This window comes from Sulfitobacter sp. F26204 (assembly GCF_026410305.1).
In the GTDB taxonomy this organism is placed as follows: Bacteria; Pseudomonadota; Alphaproteobacteria; order Rhodobacterales; family Rhodobacteraceae; genus Sulfitobacter.
The window spans coordinates 131,367-147,977 of the sequence record NZ_JAPMLQ010000003.1; the positions used below are offsets into that span (position 1 = coordinate 131,367).

Below are 16,611 nucleotides of genomic sequence, written 5' to 3' on the forward strand. Positions count from 1 at the left end.
CTCAGCGCCTCGGCGCGTATTCTTCATTCAAATGAAACGGCAGTCCCGGACACGGATACCATCATCATGCTGTCCGAAATAATCTCGTAATCAATATCAATGCCCACCACTGCATCAGCCCCCAAAGCGCGCGCCTCGTCTTCAAGTTCGGACATGGCGGTGACCCGTGCATCGCGCAGCTTGTGTTCATACTGGCCAGAGCGTCCACCGACGATGTCGGTGACCCGCGCAAAGAGATCGCGGACAATGTTGGCTCCCATGATCGCTTCACCCACCACAATGCCGTGATAGGCACGAATGGTGCGCGCTTCTACCGAATGTGTCGTTGTCAGGATCATGTTTTATCCCCTCTGAAAACGACAATTCCCACCTGTATCGCCCCATAGATCAGGGCAAAAACAACGGCGCTGAAACCGGCTGTTGTCAGATCCCCCGTGCCCCGCCATGCCAGCGTAATGGCAAAGAAAGTCACCGTGGCAATTGCGACATTGATCAAAAGCCCGCGCATTTACCCCACCGACCCTTCCAGCGAAATCGCCACAAGTGCCTGCGCTTCCATAGCAAATTCCATCGGCAGTGCTTGCAGCACATCTTTGCAGAACCCGTTCACGACCAAGGCAACCGCCTCTTCCTCGTCCATTCCGCGTGATCGGCAATAGAACATCTGGTCATCGTCGACCTTGGAGGTTGTCGCCTCATGTTCAACCCGCGAAGAGTTGTTCTTCACCTCGATATAAGGCACTGTATGCGCCCCGCATTTGTCCCCGATCAACAAGCTGTCACACTGGGTATAGTTACGCGATTCCTTTGCCTTGGGGTGCATCGACACCAGACCCCGATAGGTATTCTGTGCCTTGCCGGCGCTGATCCCCTTGGACACGATGCGCGATCTGGTGCGCTTGCCCAGATGGATCATCTTGGTGCCCGTATCTGCCTGTTGCATGTTGTTGGCGATGGCGATGGAATAGAATTCGCCCTGGCTGTCGTCGCCGCGCAGAATACAGCTTGGGTATTTCCAAGTGACAGCCGAGCCGGTCTCGACCTGCGTCCACATCACCTTGGCTCGGTCGCCCCGGCAATCCGCGCGTTTGGTCACAAAGTTATAGATGCCGCCCTTGCCGTTTTCATCACCGGGATACCAGTTCTGTACGGTGGAATATTTCACCTCTGCATCTTCTTCGATGATAATCTCGACCACTGCTGCATGCAGCTGTGATTCATCACGCTGCGGTGCGGTACAACCTTCAAGGTAGGACACATAGGATCCCTTGTCCGCAATGATCAACGTACGTTCGAACTGACCGGTGTTTTCGGCATTGATACGGAAATAGGTGGAAAGCTCCATCGGGCAACGAACGCCCGGCGGCACGTAAACAAACGACCCGTCAGAGAATACGGCCGAGTTCAGCGTGGCATAGAAATTGTCAGAGACCGGTACAACAGTCCCCAGATATTTCTTCACCAACTCGGGATGCTCGCGGATCGCCTCGGAGATCGAACAAAAGATCACTCCTGCTTTCTTCAGCTCCGCCTGAAAGGTAGTGCCCACAGAGACTGAATCAAATACCGCATCCACGGCCACCTGGCGTGGTGCATCGCTCATCTCTTCCGCCCCCTCGACACCTGCCAGGATCGCTTGTTCTTTCAAAGGGATTCCCAGCTTCTTGTAGGTTTCCAATAGCTTGGGATCGACATCATCCAATGATTTCGGCTTGTCGATCATGCTTTTTGGGCGGGCGTAGTAATATTGGTCCTGAAAATCGATTTCAGGGTAATCCACCATGGCCCAATCGGGCTCCGTCTTGGTCAGCCACCGCTCATAGGCTGCAAGGCGCCAGTCCAGCATCCAAGCAGGCTCACCGTTTTTTTCGGAAATCAACCGCACGATGTCAGTGGTCAGACCCTTCGGCGCATATTCCATTTCAATATCGGTGGACCAGCCATGTTTATAGGCCCCGCCCACTTCGCGCACGGCATCCACGGTTTCCTGATCGACGCCATCCTTGACGCCCTCATTCTGTGTCACGATCATATCTTCCAAGATCTCGTTCCTTTTCTCGTGAACCGCTCAGGCAGCCCTTTGTGCGTGTTTCTCTCGTTTTGCAAGCCAGGTTTCGGCAAAACGCAAAACGTCGGTTCTTGTTGTCTCCAGCCCCAGAGACACCCTTATGGCGCTTGCGGCTTCAGCCTCGTTAAATCCCATCGCCAGCAAGACAGTGCTGGCTTTGACCTTGCCGCTGGAACAGGCGGAACCTGCGGAAATGGCAAAGCCGGCAAGATCCATTTGCATCACCTGTGTCTCGCCTTTCCAACCCTGCGCGATGATACAGGAGGTATTGGGCAAGCGCGGCACGTCTTTCCCGACAAAAATAGTCTTCTTTTCAGAAGTCGCAAGGGTATTTTCTAGAATGTTTCTAAGTTCCGCCACTTCTTCCCAGCGACCGGTTGCCACATCCTGTGCAGCGGCCTGTGCCGCCGCGCCAAATCCGGCAATGCCGATGGTGTTTTCCGTGCCCGAACGACGGTTCATTTCCTGACCACCGCCGCGCAGCAACGGCGTGGGATCCTCTGAGGTGAAATTGATAAAGGCCCCGATCCCCTTTGGGCCACCCATCTTGTGGGCTGACAAGATGCCGTAGGATGGCTTTTTCTCCGCAAAGACGATGGGTGCTTTTCCTGCGATCTGTGTCAAATCACTGACAATGCCGTATCCTTGGCTTCCAATCCGCAAAGTTTCACCAATGCCGTTCCCCGGGACCTTGCCATCTTCCGGTCGAATCCCGGTTTCGCTGTTGGCCGCGGAAATTGCGATCAGTGCGGCCTGTGCCCCCTGCGGCGCATCCAGGCGGGTCAACCAATCCATGAGGGGCGTCGCGCCGTTCAGGTTCAGTCGGCCATTGGTATCAGTAAGGGACGGAATCTCATCTTCGCTCCAGGCCGTGAAACAATCATGTTCTGTCGGAAGGGCCACAAACCGCCCGCCATGACGGCCCTTCTGTGCCACGGCCAGTGACGCCGCCTCCGTTGCACTGCTGGTAAAAATCACCTGCGCGGGCAAACAACCGACCAATGTCGCAACTTGAAGCCGCGCCTTTTCGACCAGCATCCTGGCCGCCCGCCCTTCGGCATGCACGGACGACGGGTTGCCCACCACATCCATCGCAGCCGACATGGCAGCGCGTGCTTCGCTGCGCAATGGTGTGGTTGCGTTATGATCCAGATACACTCTTTGCATCTCTTTTTGGCCTTATATCCCGCGGAGGTTTGGAGGCAGAGCCTCCATCAAACAAATGGAATCGCGCAAAGCGCGCCCTTCGACCTACCCTTCATCCACAACATCAAACAGGTTTGGAACCGCAGGACAGGGGGCGAGTTCATTCTCGATCACATCTGACAGGCGGGTCTGGTGCAGAAAAACATAGACATGGGCGCTCAACCCTTCCCACAGGCGGTTGGTCAGCGACTGCGCCCGGCTCCCCGATGCACCGCCTGACGCTCCTGCCCCCTTGTGCATCGCATCCACTGTTTCATCGACCGCTGAAAGAATATCGACAACCCGGATTTCCGAGGCAGGACGTGATAGCCGATAGCCGCCGCCGGGCCCACGAACAGAGGAAACCAGATTGGCGCGGCGCAATTTTACGAACAATTGTTCAAGATAGGGCAAGGAAATGGACTGTCGCGTTGCAATATCGCCCAATGAGACCAGGCCCAGGCCCGGTTGCAGTGCAATGTCGGCCAAAGCAACCATCGCATAACGGCCTTTGGTAGAGAGCTTCATGACCTGTCCCCTGATTATGCCTGCGTTCATTGACGCGGGGCCTCGTTGCGCCTAAACGAAAACTCCGGCCTGTGTTGCAATAGGGCCAAAGAATTAGAACCGTTCTAAAGTAGTCGAGCGAAGTCGTCAACTATTCACGTCCCCTCGCGCCCTACCTTGGACCACCAGACAGGAAATCTCATGCCAGAGGTCATTTTCCCCGGACCAGAAGGCCGCCTCGAAGGCCGCTACCACCCGCAAAAAGAACGTGACGCACCCATCGCGATCATCTTGCATCCGCATCCACAATTCGGCGGGACGATGAATCACAAGGTCGTCTACAATATGCACTATGCTTTCTATAACATGGGGTTCACCGTGTTGCGGTTTAACTTCCGTGGCGTGGGACGCTCCCAGGGTGAATATGATCAGGGCATCGGTGAGCTTTCTGATGCGGCCTCTGCCCTTGATTACCTCCAGTCGATGAACAACAATTCAAAACACTGCTGGGTCGCCGGATTTTCATTCGGTGCCTGGATCGGTATGCAACTGCTGATGCGCCGCCCAGAGATTACCGGATTTATTTCAGTGTCACCTCCGGCGAACATGTATGATTTCAGCTTTCTTGCTCCTTGCCCGGCATCCGGTTTGATGATCAACGGCACAGCAGACCGCGTGGCACCGCCCGCCGATACTGTGAGCCTTGTCAACAAACTGCACGAACAGAAAGGGATCACGATCACCCATCAGGAAGTCGAAGGTGCAGGCCACTTCTTTGAAGACCCCTACATGGATACCCTGATCGGATCGACGACGGAATATGTCAAACGTCGCCTGACAGAGACCTCGCGCTGATGGTTGATCAAGTCGTTACTGAAATGGCCAATAAACTGGCCGAAGAATGTCTTGCCGTACAGTCAGAGATCGGAGAGGATCGGCTGTTCATGAAGGTTGGTGAGGTGCTGGGGGCCTCGTCCCAGACATTGGAAGAAGCCTTCCTGACGGCTGTGCGTACCCGTATGGCGAATGACCAGGGCCGCAAGTTTCTGGCCAAAACGCTGGCTGACCATCGCGCAAGGTCTGGTGAAGGTGACTGACATGCCACTGTCGCGGCTGGACAGACAGATCGCGTTTCTGGTTGAGGCGGACAAACTCAAGAACACGATACGTGCCACTGAACTATGCGATAATTCGCGCTACGAAAATTCCGCCGAACACTCTTGGCACCTGACGCTTTATGCGCTTGTCCTGGCGGATCAGGCTGGGCCTGACGTTGATCTCCCATTGGTGATCAAGATGTTGATCCTGCATGATCTTGTTGAAATTGATGCCGGTGATAACCCCATATTTGGCGACTTGGATCACACAGCGATCGAAGAACAGGAAAAGAGAGCTGCTGATCGGATTTTTGGCCTGTTGCCGGATGATCTGCGCGACAGTTTTCGCGCCATTTGGGATGAATTCGAAGCAGCGCACACACCCTCTGCCCAGTTTGCCAAATCCTTGGATCGATTCCAGCCACCGATACAGAATTTACAGTCTGGTGGCGGTAGCTGGGTCGATTTCGAGGTTACGGAACAGCAAATTCAAGAACGTGTCGGCAGCAAGATCGCCCGCGGTGCGCCCGCACTATGGGAATATGCCAGAACGCGGATCGCCGAATTTTTCGCAGCAAACGCCGGAAAATAAGCAAAATCAGGTTCAGGTTGTACCGGTTCATTTCCCTTTGGTGCCAGATAGGATAGACGGATTTCAACTGTCCACGCACCGAAGGAAACCACCATGACCAAGATCAAGGTAGCCAACCCTGTTGTCGAACTCGACGGCGATGAAATGACCCGGATCATCTGGGATTTTATCAAGAAAAAGCTGATCTTGCCCTATCTCGACATTGATTTGAAATATTATGACCTGGGCATTCAGGCGCGTGACGACACAGACGACCAGATTACGATTGATTCAGCCGAAGCGATCAAGAAATACGGTGTCGGCGTGAAATGCGCGACCATTACCCCCGATGAAGCACGGGTCGAGGAATTTGGCCTCAAGAAAATGTGGCGCTCTCCCAATGGTACGATCCGCAACATCCTGGGCGGTGTGATTTTCCGCGAACCTATCATTTGCAAAAACGTCCCGCGTCTTGTTCCGGGCTGGACACAACCGATTGTCGTGGGACGTCATGCTTTTGGCGATCAGTATCGTGCCACTGATTTCAAATTCCCCGGTGCCGGAAAGTTGACGATAAAATTCGTCGGGGAAGACGGTACCGAGATCGAACATGAGGTCTTTGACGCCCCCGATTCCGGTGTCGTCATGGCGATGTATAACTTAGATAAATCCATCATCGACTTTGCGCGCGCTTCAATGAACTATGGGCTCGTCAAAGGCTGGCCTGTATATTTATCAACCAAAAATACCATCTTGAAGCAATATGACGGGCGATTTCTTGAACTTTTTCAACACATCTACGAAACGGAGTTTGAAGATCGATTCAAGGAGGCTGGCATCACCTACCAGCACCGACTGATCGACGACATGGTGGCCTGTGCCATGAAATGGAATGGGGGCTATGTCTGGGCCTGTAAAAATTATGATGGCGATGTTCAGTCAGATACAGTTGCCCAGGGTTTCGGGTCGCTTGGGTTGATGACGTCGGTTCTGATGACGCCGGATGGCAAGACTGTCGAAGCCGAAGCCGCCCACGGTACTGTGACGCGCCATTACCGCCAGCACCAGAAAGGCGACGAAACTTCGACCAACTCGATTGCTTCCATCTATGCCTGGACAGGGGCGCTGAAACATCGGGGCAAGCTGGATGAAAATGCAGCGCTGACCGGTTTTGCCGAGACCCTGGAGAAAGTTGTCGTGGATACCGTTGAAAGTGGTCATATGACCAAGGATCTCGCCTTGTTGGTCGGGCCTGACCAAAGCTGGCTGACGACGATAGGTTTCCTGGAAAAGGTCGATGAAAACCTGAACAAGGCTCTCAAGGGCTAACCCTGTCACGATTCCACATAGGGGCACTTTCGGGTGTCCCTTTCAAACCAGAGTTTTCAAGCCCGGATTGCCGTGATCAACTTGATCCTGCCAGCCTCTGATTGACCAATCACCACGAAAGGACGCCCAATGCCCGCTCATTATTACTGGCTGTTCTTTGCCATTCTTACGGAAACACTGGGCACCACCGCATTGCAAGCCTCACAACAGTTCACGCGGTTCTGGCCCGCGCTTGCGGTCGTTGTCTTCTATGGCCTGTCCTTTTACTGCATGTCTTTTGCGCTCAGATCGATGCCCGTTGGGATCGTCTACGCCATATGGTCCGGCCTTGGTATTGTGCTGATTGCTGGCATCGGTTTTGTGCTGTTCGGTCAAAAGCTGGATCTTGCCGCCATGTTTGGATTGACGCTGATCATCGCTGGAATCCTGATAATTCACCTGTTTTCCAGCTCAAGCACACATTAACCGTCTTTTTATCTGGTCTTTGCTGCGCCTGCACGGTATGCGCGGCCAACTCCCTGAACAAGGCTGATCCTATGGAACTGCGCAACATCGCAATTATCGCTCACGTCGACCACGGCAAAACAACGCTGGTGGACGAACTGCTCAAACAATCCGGCACCTACCGTGAAAATCAGGCGACCACCGAACGCGCCATGGACAGTAACGATCTGGAACGCGAACGCGGCATCACGATTTTTGCCAAACCAACCTCTGTTGAATGGAAAGGCACACGCATCAATATCGTGGACACCCCTGGCCACGCCGACTTTGGTGGCGAAGTGGAGCGCATCCTTTCGATGGTGGACGGGGTTGTATTGCTGGTGGACGCCGCCGAAGGACCGATGCCACAAACCAAATTTGTGACATCCAAAGCCTTGAAGCTTGGTTTGAAACCTATCGTGGTGATCAACAAGGTCGACAAGCCCGACGGCGAACCCGATCGTGCCCTTGATGAATGCTTTGACCTGTTTGCCAACCTTGACGCAACAGATGAACAGCTTGATTTCCCGACGATGTACGCTTCGGGTCGCGCAGGATGGGCCGATCATACGCTGGATGGCAAGCGCGACGGTCTGGAGGATCTGTTCCAGTTGATCCTTGATCACGTCCCTGCCCCGGCGCAGGTTGCCCACAAGGACAAGCCCTTTACCATGCTGGCCACAACTCTGGGCGGCGATCCCTTTCTGGGTCGTTTGCTGACCGGTCGCGTTGAAACAGGTACATTGAAAGCGGGTCAGACGATCAAGGCCATGTCGCGCGATGGTACGTTGATAGAGAACTTCCGCTGTACCAAGATCCTGGCCTTCCGCGGCCTGGAGCAGACTGCCATCGATGTTGCCGAAGCGGGTGACATTGTATCAATCGCAGGTATGACCAAGGCGACTGTTGCCGATACATTGGCGGATCAATCAGTCTCCGAAGCAATTCCGGCACAGCCGATCGACCCGCCAACCATTACCGTGACTTTTGGCATCAACGATTCTCCATTGGCTGGTCGTGATGGCAAGAAAGTACAGTCTCGCGTGATCCGCGAACGTCTGCACAAGGAAGCTGAATCCAATGTGGCCATCAAAATCAGCGATACGCCCGGTGGTGACGCCTTTGAAGTTGCCGGTCGCGGCGAACTTCAAATGGGTGTTCTGATCGAAAACATGCGCCGCGAAGGCTTTGAACTGTCGATCTCACGCCCGCAGGTTCTGTTTCAGGAGATTGACGGTGTACGTCATGAACCGATCGAAGAAGCCACGATTGACGTGGATGACGAATATTCCGGTGCGGTGATCGAAAAAATCACCGGTGTACGCAAGGGTGAGCTGGTTGAGATGAAACCAGCCGGCGCAGGCAAGACCCGAATCATCGCGCATGTGCCGTCACGCGGCCTGATCGGCTATCACGGTGAATTCCTGACCGATACGCGTGGTACTGGCGTGATCAACCGCGTGTTCCATTCCTGGGCACCGCACAAGGGCCCTATTCCAGGACGCCGCGCAGGCGTGTTGATTTCGATGGAGAACGGCACCTCGGTCGCCTTTGCCCTGTGGAACCTTGAAGAGCGCGGCAAGATGATGATCGGTGCACAGGCGGACGTCTATACCGGTATGATCATTGGCGAACATTCCCGGGAAAACGATCTTGAAGTGAACCCGTTGAAGGGGAAGAAGCTCACCAACGTGCGTGCCTCCGGCACGGATGAAGCGGTGCGTTTGACCACACCGAAAATCTTGTCGCTGGAAGAGGCGATTGCCTATATCGATGATGACGAATTGGTTGAGGTTACGCCCAATGCGATCCGCCTGCGCAAGCGCTATCTGGATCCGCATGAACGCAAGCGGATGGCGAAATCCGCCTGAGTCTGGGATTCCGGGGCGCTGCCCCGGACCCCGCGGTATTTGTGGCCAAAAAGAGAAAACGACAAGTGCCGCGGCTTTTGTCCGGTTGTGAACTCAGGCGTTACAAGGCCGCGTGTCCAGCATCTGGAATCTAGCGAATGACGGTTGGTTGCATCATTCAGAAGTTTCTATGATCATCAATTCGCGTTCCGAGGCACCGAGAGCATGCTTCAATGCTGCCTGGTATGCATCTGAATGATAACATTTTTCAGCGGTTTCAACATCGGGGAAACGCGCAACGACATTGCGTGGGCGTGCGCGACCTTCAAGTTGGACAAAGCGTCCACCCCGCGCGATGAATGCGCCGCCATGGGCGGCAATCGCCTCGGTCGCGCCGGCGGCGTATTTCTGATAGGCTTCCTCATCTGTTACCGTGACATGTGCAATCCAAAGTGCGCCCATGATCTATCCTTTCAATATGTCAGTTGCCGCAGCGATGGCTGCATCTGCGTTTTCGGCACTGGCACCGCCACCCTGCGCCAGGTCCGGACGGCCACCACCGCCTTTGCCGCCAAGTTCTAGCACTGCGGATTTGACGATATCGACGGCGGAAAATCTGTCGGTGAGGTCTTGGGTCACACCGCCAGCGACTGCTGCCTTGTTGCCGGTATCCGCGATCAACAGGACCACTCCGGAACCAAGCGTTGATTTGAGGTCATCCACAAGGGCCGGCAGGTCCTTGCCCGTTACCCCTTGCAGGATCTGAGCCAGGAATTTCACGCCGTTGATTTCGAGGGCTTCGGGGGCAGTGCCGCCACCGCCTCCGGACAAGGCCAGGTCACGGCGTAATTGTGCCACTTCATTGCTCAGGCTCTTGCGCTCTTCCATCAGCGATTTCACCCGGGCCGGTACTTCTGCGGATGCTGTTTTCAATGTTTCGGCGATTCCGGCCAAGGCCATTTGCAGATCACGCAGCCAGTCAAGTGCTTCGCGACCGGTGAGCGCCTCGATCCGGCGCACCCCCGCGCTGCTTGCGCTGTCGCCCAGAAGAACAAAGGCACCAATATCGCCTGTTTGACGGACATGGGTGCCGCCGCAGAGTTCGAGGGAATAGGTGTTCTTGTCGGTGCCTTTTCCCGATCCTGCCTCATGGCCCATGGATACAACACGCACTTCGTCACCGTATTTTTCGCCAAACAACGCCTGCGCCCCCAAGGCGCGCGCATCATCGGGTGTCATGATCCGGGTCTCTACCGTGGTATTCTGACGGATATAGGCGTTTACCTCTCTCTCGATCTTTCGCAAGTCATCAGCGGAAACCGCCTTGTTATGGCTGAAATCAAAGCGCAGGCGATCGGCGGCATTCAACGAGCCGCGTTGGGCGACATGGTCCCCCAGGGTGGCGCGCAGCGCCTCATGCAGCAAATGGGTGGCGGAGTGGTTTGCGCGGATGGCTGTGCGCCGCGTATGATCAACCGTGAGAACTGCGGCTTTGCCCAAGGTAATCTCACCTTCACTGACCTTGCCAAAGTGGATAAACACATCGGCCGCTTTGCGTGTATCAGTCACCGTGATCAGGCCGGAATCCGTGCGAATTGTCCCCGTATCACCAACCTGTCCGCCGGATTCCGCATAAAACGGCGTCTGATTCAGCGCAATTTGCACCGGATCTCCGGTTTTGGCGCTGTCGACAGCGGCGCCGTCTTTTACAATCGCCACGATCTGACCTTCGGCGGTTTCGGTATCATAGCCCAGGAAATCGGTCTTGCCGTGCTTGTCCGCGACATCGAACCAGATGGCTGCATCTGCCGCCTCTCCCGACCCGGCCCAGGCTGCGCGTGCCTTGGCCTTTTGTTCTGCCATGGCGCGATCAAATCCATCGGTGTCTACAGCCAGCCCCTTTTCGCGCAGGGCGTCCTGGGTCAAATCAAGCGGGAAGCCGAAGGTATCGTAGAGTTTGAATGCCGCCTGACCCGACAGGTTCTCGCCCTGGGCCAAGCTGCCAACCTCGTCTTCGAGTAGACGCAAACCACGTTCCAGGGTTTGTTTGAAACGTGTTTCTTCCTGCTGCAGGGTTTCTGTAATCAACGATTGTGCCTGCCCCAATTCGGGATAGGCCGCGCCCATCTGGCCGACCAATGCCGGTACCAATTTGTGCATCAAGGGATCCTGAACCCCCAGAAGATGAGCGTGGCGCATTGCGCGCCGCATGATCCGGCGGAGCACATAGCCGCGTCCGTCGTTAGAGGGCATCACCCCATCCGCGATCAGAAAGGACGTAGAGCGCAGATGATCCGCGATGACGCGGTGATGGGTTTTGCCCGGTCCGTCTGGATCGGTGTTTGAGGCATCCGCCGAAGCCTCAATCAGGCTGCGCATCAAGTCCGTGGCATAGTTGTCATTGGTGCCCTGCAGCAGCGCTGCAACCCGTTCGATTCCCATACCGGTATCAATCGACTGGTTCGGCAAATCACGCCGCGTGCCGTCTTCCAGTTGTTCGTATTGCATGAAGACGAGGTTCCAGATTTCCACGAACCGATCGCCATCTTCTTCGGGGGAACCGGGCGGGCCGCCCCAGATGTGGTCGCCGTGGTCATAAAAGATTTCGGTACATGGACCACATGGACCGGTTGGTCCTGCTGACCAGAAATTGTCATCGGTGGCGATCCGGATGATGCGATCGTCACTGAGACCGGCGTGTTTTTTCCAGATTTCCACAGCTTCGTCATCGGTGTGATAGACTGTAACCAACAATCTGGAGGGATCGATGCCAAAGCCCTTGTTCAGCAAATCCCAGGCCAGCGGGATTGCCTCGTCTTTGAAATAGTCGCCAAAGCTGAAATTCCCCAACATTTCAAAAAACGTATGGTGACGCGCTGTATAGCCTACATTGTCGAGATCATTGTGTTTTCCCCCTGCCCGTACACATTTCTGAGCTGTCGCTGCGCGGGTGTAGTCGCGGGTCTCTACGCCGGTGAATAGATTTTTGAATTGGACCATGCCAGCCGCAGTGAACATCAGTGTCGGATCGTTCCGCGGGACCAGCGGGCTGGAGGGAACCACCGCATGACCGTTCTTGTCAAAATAAGACAGAAAGGTAGAGCGAATATCGTTGAGCGTCTTCATGAGGCAGGCCTTTACCGGGATTAAGGTCTGCCAGAAATAGCCTTGCGGGCGTGGGGTGTCCACAGTTCAAAACAATGAAAAAAGGCACCCCGAGCCGGGGCACCTTCTTGTTGCGGTCAAAGCGTAGGAAAAGACCTGCGTCAGGCTTCGAGAATGTCGATCTCTTCGTTTTCGGACCCGTGGAAATCAAGCCCATGTGCGGCGCGGATCTTGTCTTCTATCTCCAGCGCCATGGCTTCATTGTCTTTGAGGAATTGTTTGGCGTTCTCACGTCCCTGCCCGATGCGTTCATCCCCGTATGAGAACCAGGAACCGGACTTGTCAACGACACCGGCCTTGACACCAAGGTCCAGCAGTTCGCCCATTTTGGAAATGCCCTCGCCGTACATGATGTCGAATTCAACCTGTTTGAAGGGTGCGGCGACCTTGTTTTTGACAACCTTCACGCGGGTCGCGTTGCCGACCACTTCATCACGGTCCTTCAACGCGCCGATGCGGCGGATATCCAGTCTGACCGAAGAATAGAATTTGAGCGCATTGCCGCCCGAGGTTGTCTCGGGGGAGCCAAACATGACACCGATTTTCATTCTGATCTGGTTGATGAAGATTACCATGCAATTGGAACGGCTGATCGAACCTGTCAGTTTGCGCATTGCCTGGCTCATCAGGCGGGCCTGAACGCCGACACTGCTGTCGCCCATGTCACCTTCCAGTTCGGACTTGGGAGTCAGCGCGGCTACCGAATCCACGACAACCATGTTGACGGCACCGGAACGCACCAATGTATCGGTGATTTCCAGGGCCTGCTCGCCTGTATCAGGTTGCGAGATCAGAAGTTCGTCAATGTCGATGCCAAGTTTTTTGGCATACTGCGGGTCAAGTGCATGTTCGGCATCGACAAAGGCGCAGACACCACCGTTTTTTTGTTGCTCGGCAATGCAATGCAATGTCAGCGTGGTCTTGCCAGAGCTTTCCGGTCCGTAAATCTCGATGATCCGGCCCATCGGCAATCCACCAATTCCAAGTGCGATATCCAGACCCAGTGATCCGGTGGAACTGGCTTTGATATCCTGAATGGCACCCTCGGCCCCGAGTTTCATGATCGAACCCTTGCCGAACTGTCGTTCAATCTGTGCCAAAGCGCTGTCGAGCGCCTTTTGCTTTTCTGCTGATTTTTTATCTGTCATTGTCAAAAGATCTGCCGTTGCCATTTGCCTATTTCCTTAGTGTCATAGTGTCGGGGCCTCGGCAATCATCACCTTCGCCCATTTTTGTTCTTCTAATGTTCCATATGAGACCAAAAAGAGAACATATCAATTGAAATCTTCGCCAAACACTATTTTATCTCTTTGGTTAAGAAGTCATTTACGGTAGGTAGATGGAGGCTGAAACTCTCTACCGGAGCCCTCAAATGCTTGTTTTCTATAAGGAACGCCTGGCGTTTCTATCTGTGCCAAAAACCGGGACAACAGCTTATGAGGCAGCCTTGGCGCCGAGGGCGGATTTGGTGATCTCTGAACCGCCGATGCTCAAACATGCGCCTGTCTATCGCTACAACCGATTCATTCGCCCCATGTTTGAACGGGTTTGCAATGTGGAACTTGAAGTCATGGCCGTCATGCGTGAACCGGTTTCATGGTTGGGCAGCTGGTATCGTTATCGTCAACGCCCCTTTATGGAGGGTAAACCCAACAGCACACATGGCATCAGTTTTGACGATTTCGTACTTGCCTACATGAAGGGTGATAAACCCGGCTTTGCCGATGTGGGCAGCCAGTTCCAGTTTATGAAAACCCAGCCGAACGGCACAGGTGTTACCCATTTCTTTCGGTATGAAGACCAGCCCAGATTGAAATCGTTTCTGCAAGACAGGCTCAAGTTCGAATTCTCATTGGCGCAGGAAAATGTATCACCGAAATTGACACTCTCCCTCTCTGAGGATGTCGCGCGTCGATTCAGGAAAAAATGTGCCGAAGAATTTGATCTATACGCTTCGATTTCCTGATGTCGCTTGGATCTAATGCAGCTGGTTTTGAACAGTCTCTGTCAGGTCATTGAGTGAAAAGGGTTTGGGCAGAAAGACCGAATTCGGTATCCGGGTCTGTTCCTCGCAAAAACTGTCCTCTGCGTAGCCGGATACAAAAACGACCCGCACATCGGGACGAAGTTTGAGGGCTTCACGCACCCAGCTGGGACCGTCCATTCCCGGCATCACGACATCCGTGACGAAAACGTCAATGTTCAAGGATCGATCTTCGAGCGTTTTCAACGCGGCTTCGGCAGAGTCCGCCTCAAGCACCGTATATCCCCGCAGCCGTAACGCACGGCTGGCAAAGGCGCGGACGGGTGCCTCGTCTTCAACCAGAAGAATGACTCCTTCTTCGCTGCGAGGGGGTGTCGGGACCACAGGATCCGACGCAGGTTCCGCCTGCTGGGGCTGGGCTTCATAGACAGGTAGATAGAGAATAAAGGTTGTGCCCTGATCGACAATCGAATCAACAAAGATGAAACCGCTGCTTTGTTTGATGATGCCATAGGCCGTCGACAGCCCAAGGCCTGTCCCCTCGCCTGTCCGTTTGGTGGTGAAAAACGGTTCGAATACCTTTTGTAATTTGTCGGCCGGAATGCCTGTACCGTCATCACTGACCTTTACCGTAACATATTGCCCTGAGGGCACCGACACACGGTCGCGGTGCAAGGGTGTTTTGAGTTCGACAACTTCGGTGGTTATCCTTATTTCACCTCCTGCTGGCATGGCGTCGCGGGCGTTAACAACCAAGTTCATCAAGACCTGTTCCAACTGCCTTTTATCTGCGCGCACCGGCTTGGAGACCGGATCATGGTTCAAGGTAAGTGATACCCTTTCTCCGACCAACCGATTCAGCAAATGGGTCAAATCGGCCAGAGTGTCGCGCATGTCGATGGTTTCCAGGCGCATGGTCTGTTTTCGTGAAAATGCTAACAACTGCCCGACCAACCATGCGGCGCGATTAGCGTTCTGATTGATTTGCATCAGATCACTATAATCAGGGTCGCTTTGATCGTGTCGCAACAGCAAAAGGTCGCAATGACCTGAAATCGCGGTCAGCAAGTTGTTAAAGTCGTGGGCTACACCACCTGCCAGTTGGCCGATGGCCTGCATTTTCTGACTTTGGACAAATTGGGCTTCCAGGGTTTTGAGTTCTGTGGCGTCATGCAGGACAGCGATCAGGGATGCTTCGCCTTCCTCGACAACACAGTTGAGAACGACCTGTACGAAAACCTCGCGATCCGTGCGTTTGAGACGCAGGAATTCCGATTTCTGGACCATGCGATTGGCCAGCGTATCGTTGATCCAATCGGTAATCGAGCGGCCCAGACCTTCCATCAATTGTGACAGATGCAGGTCCTTTTTCAGAGCAGCGCCAACCAGTCCGGCAGCCATACGGTTAAAGGATTTTACATTGCCGTCCGGCGCAATCTTGATCAGTGGCACGGGAAGATCTTCAAAGGCTTGCCAACCGCCACCTGATACCGTCACGCCGGGTGCGGGCAAAAAGTAAAGTGCGCGACGCCCGGCACCACTGGCAACTTCGGCAACAATAACCTTGCGCGGGCCTTCGGACGTCATCACTTCGTTGGGCGCGCCAGGCACCAGCGGCAGGGTGTTGAACAACCGGTCCAGGCTTTTGATTCGGCTGCCTATCATCTCGCGTGCGGCATCATTCATGAATAATATGGCGTCGGTTCGCCCCGCCATGATCATGGGTAAATGCTGGCCATCCTGCGTGGTTTTTGGTGGCTCGCGCTCCCTGACGTGATCCACCCGCCAGATGTAATGTCCCCCGGCGACAGCATGTACTGATATTCGGATGTGTCCGGTACGGGTAAACACGTCCTCCTGGGCAGCCCCCTCTGTTACAGCGCGAGATTGAAGTCGGTAAAGGATACTGCCAGCGTTTGCGATCGACCGTTTCAGGACCGCGGCAAGCGTTGTCTTTTCCTTCAGTTCAAACTGCGCTTGTGCTGCCGGGTTGGCAAAATGCAGTTTACCATCGACCTCCGAAATGAAACTCGGGGTTGCGTCGCGCATGACAAAGGCTTCGATCACCTCAAGATCTGATGTCTGTTTTTGCGCGGCTTTACGATCGCGCATCCAGATCATGATCCCAACTATCAAAAGAACGCTACCCGCGGACAAAAGACCAAGGAACAACATCCGGTCAGGTGCAAGGACGGCCAGAGCAGCCAGAAAAACACCAATCGTCAGCGTCCAATGCAACTGATGAACTATGCCACGGACCGGAATTTGGCGGAATGGCTGGGGTGACGGGGTATCGTCAGGCAAGGAACCTTCCTCGAATAGCACGAATCGTCCCCTATTACGGACTCTAAGGGTTAATCACCCTTTAACCT

General features: G+C 54.4%; 16 protein-coding genes. 7 read left to right on the top strand and 9 right to left on the bottom strand.

The window, feature by feature from the left end:
* Window positions 1-23 precede the first annotated feature (23 nt).
* From OS190_RS09540 to iscR, 5 genes are all read right to left on the bottom strand, one after another.
* Complete coding sequence (locus OS190_RS09540; protein WP_267158465.1) at window positions 24-338, bottom strand: heavy metal-binding domain-containing protein; 315 nt, start codon at window positions 336-338, stop codon at window positions 24-26.
* Complete coding sequence (locus OS190_RS09545) at window positions 335-508, bottom strand: hypothetical protein (RefSeq protein WP_267158466.1); 174 nt, start codon at window positions 506-508, stop codon at window positions 335-337. Before OS190_RS09545 ends, OS190_RS09540 begins: the two co-directional genes overlap by 4 nt.
* Complete coding sequence (sufB, locus tag OS190_RS09550; RefSeq protein ID WP_267158805.1) at window positions 509-2,032, bottom strand: Fe-S cluster assembly protein SufB; 1,524 nt, start codon at window positions 2,030-2,032, stop codon at window positions 509-511. It lies immediately after the preceding gene.
* A gap of 36 nt (window positions 2,033-2,068) precedes the next feature.
* A complete protein-coding gene (locus OS190_RS09555; RefSeq protein ID WP_267158467.1) occupies window positions 2,069-3,235 on the bottom strand; it encodes a cysteine desulfurase family protein in 1,167 nt (388 codons plus the stop codon).
* A gap of 84 nt (window positions 3,236-3,319) precedes the next feature.
* Window positions 3,320-3,781: a Fe-S cluster assembly transcriptional regulator IscR gene (iscR, locus tag OS190_RS09560; protein WP_267158468.1), complete on the bottom strand. Its 462-nt coding sequence runs from the start codon at window positions 3,779-3,781 to the stop codon at window positions 3,320-3,322.
* Between the two features lie 180 nt (window positions 3,782-3,961).
* Here iscR and OS190_RS09565 point away from each other — a divergent pair, with 180 nt between their 5' ends.
* The 6 genes from OS190_RS09565 (at window position 3,962) to typA (ending at window position 9,111) form a co-directional block, all read left to right on the top strand.
* Window positions 3,962-4,615, top strand: coding sequence for an alpha/beta hydrolase (locus OS190_RS09565; protein ID WP_267158469.1), 654 nt, complete (start codon window positions 3,962-3,964; stop codon window positions 4,613-4,615).
* The gene (locus OS190_RS09570) at window positions 4,615-4,857 is read left to right on the top strand and encodes a hypothetical protein (RefSeq protein WP_267158470.1); all 243 of its coding nucleotides are present in this window, start codon (window positions 4,615-4,617) and stop codon (window positions 4,855-4,857) included. Before OS190_RS09565 ends, OS190_RS09570 begins: the two co-directional genes overlap by 1 nt.
* 1 nt (window position 4,858) lies before the next feature.
* Window positions 4,859-5,449 (top strand): HD domain-containing protein, encoded by a 591-nt coding sequence (locus OS190_RS09575; protein WP_267158471.1) that lies wholly within the window; start codon window positions 4,859-4,861, stop codon window positions 5,447-5,449.
* A gap of 93 nt (window positions 5,450-5,542) precedes the next feature.
* Entirely contained in the window at window positions 5,543-6,757 is a 1,215-nt protein-coding gene (locus tag OS190_RS09580) for an NADP-dependent isocitrate dehydrogenase (RefSeq protein WP_267158472.1), read from the top strand.
* 129 nt (window positions 6,758-6,886) lie between these two features.
* A complete protein-coding gene (locus OS190_RS09585; protein ID WP_267158473.1) occupies window positions 6,887-7,222 on the top strand; it encodes a DMT family transporter in 336 nt (111 codons plus the stop codon).
* A gap of 71 nt (window positions 7,223-7,293) precedes the next feature.
* Window positions 7,294-9,111 carry a translational GTPase TypA gene (gene typA / locus OS190_RS09590; protein ID WP_267158474.1) on the top strand — a complete coding sequence of 606 codons (1,818 nt, stop codon included), beginning with the start codon at window positions 7,294-7,296 and terminating at the stop codon, window positions 9,109-9,111.
* A gap of 153 nt (window positions 9,112-9,264) precedes the next feature.
* On the opposite strand, the gene OS190_RS09595 is transcribed toward typA, so the two are convergent.
* The 3 genes from OS190_RS09595 to recA all read right to left on the bottom strand — a co-directional run bounded on the left by OS190_RS09595 (window position 9,265) and on the right by recA (window position 13,427).
* Window positions 9,265-9,552 (bottom strand): DUF1330 domain-containing protein, encoded by a 288-nt coding sequence (locus OS190_RS09595; RefSeq protein ID WP_267158475.1) that lies wholly within the window; start codon window positions 9,550-9,552, stop codon window positions 9,265-9,267.
* Between the two features lie 3 nt (window positions 9,553-9,555).
* Window positions 9,556-12,216 (bottom strand): alanine--tRNA ligase, encoded by a 2,661-nt coding sequence (gene alaS, locus OS190_RS09600; protein ID WP_267158476.1) that lies wholly within the window; start codon window positions 12,214-12,216, stop codon window positions 9,556-9,558.
* A gap of 140 nt (window positions 12,217-12,356) precedes the next feature.
* The gene (gene recA / locus OS190_RS09605) at window positions 12,357-13,427 is read right to left on the bottom strand and encodes a recombinase RecA (RefSeq protein WP_323370666.1); all 1,071 of its coding nucleotides are present in this window, start codon (window positions 13,425-13,427) and stop codon (window positions 12,357-12,359) included.
* 200 nt (window positions 13,428-13,627) lie between these two features.
* Between recA and OS190_RS09610 the strand changes: the two genes are divergently transcribed.
* Window positions 13,628-14,221, top strand: a complete 594-nt coding sequence (locus OS190_RS09610) for a gamma-glutamyl kinase (RefSeq protein ID WP_267158477.1) — start codon at window positions 13,628-13,630, stop codon at window positions 14,219-14,221.
* Window positions 14,222-14,233: 12 nt separating this feature from the next.
* Here OS190_RS09610 and OS190_RS09615 read toward each other — a convergent pair whose 3' ends face one another.
* Window positions 14,234-16,414, bottom strand: coding sequence for an ATP-binding protein (locus tag OS190_RS09615; protein WP_267158807.1), 2,181 nt, complete (start codon window positions 16,412-16,414; stop codon window positions 14,234-14,236).
* Window positions 16,415-16,611: the final 197 nt, after the last annotated feature.

Excerpts from the sequence above, each read along its gene's own strand:
- OS190_RS09540 (WP_267158465.1), bottom strand. The coding sequence starts at position 338 with ATGATCCTGACAACGACACATTCGGTAGAAGCGCGCACCATTCGTGCC.
- OS190_RS09545 (WP_267158466.1), bottom strand. The coding sequence starts at position 508 with ATGCGCGGGCTTTTGATCAATGTCGCAATTGCCACGGTGACTTTCTTT.
- OS190_RS09570 (WP_267158470.1), top strand. The coding sequence starts at position 4,615 with ATGGTTGATCAAGTCGTTACTGAAATGGCCAATAAACTGGCCGAAGAA.
- OS190_RS09555 (WP_267158467.1), bottom strand. The coding sequence starts at position 3,235 with ATGCAAAGAGTGTATCTGGATCATAACGCAACCACACCATTGCGCAGC.
- typA (WP_267158474.1), top strand. The coding sequence starts at position 7,294 with ATGGAACTGCGCAACATCGCAATTATCGCTCACGTCGACCACGGCAAA.
- OS190_RS09595 (WP_267158475.1), bottom strand. The coding sequence starts at position 9,552 with ATGGGCGCACTTTGGATTGCACATGTCACGGTAACAGATGAGGAAGCC.
- OS190_RS09585 (WP_267158473.1), top strand. The coding sequence starts at position 6,887 with ATGCCCGCTCATTATTACTGGCTGTTCTTTGCCATTCTTACGGAAACA.
- iscR (WP_267158468.1), bottom strand. The coding sequence starts at position 3,781 with ATGAAGCTCTCTACCAAAGGCCGTTATGCGATGGTTGCTTTGGCCGAC.
- alaS (WP_267158476.1), bottom strand. The coding sequence starts at position 12,216 with ATGAAGACGCTCAACGATATTCGCTCTACCTTTCTGTCTTATTTTGAC.
- OS190_RS09615 (WP_267158807.1), bottom strand. The coding sequence starts at position 16,414 with ATGTTGTTCCTTGGTCTTTTGTCCGCGGGTAGCGTTCTTTTGATAGTT.
- OS190_RS09610 (WP_267158477.1), top strand. The coding sequence starts at position 13,628 with ATGCTTGTTTTCTATAAGGAACGCCTGGCGTTTCTATCTGTGCCAAAA.
- OS190_RS09580 (WP_267158472.1), top strand. The coding sequence starts at position 5,543 with ATGACCAAGATCAAGGTAGCCAACCCTGTTGTCGAACTCGACGGCGAT.
- sufB (WP_267158805.1), bottom strand. The coding sequence starts at position 2,032 with ATGATCGTGACACAGAATGAGGGCGTCAAGGATGGCGTCGATCAGGAA.
- recA (WP_323370666.1), bottom strand. The coding sequence starts at position 13,427 with ATGGCAACGGCAGATCTTTTGACAATGACAGATAAAAAATCAGCAGAA.
- OS190_RS09565 (WP_267158469.1), top strand. The coding sequence starts at position 3,962 with ATGCCAGAGGTCATTTTCCCCGGACCAGAAGGCCGCCTCGAAGGCCGC.
- OS190_RS09575 (WP_267158471.1), top strand. The coding sequence starts at position 4,859 with ATGCCACTGTCGCGGCTGGACAGACAGATCGCGTTTCTGGTTGAGGCG.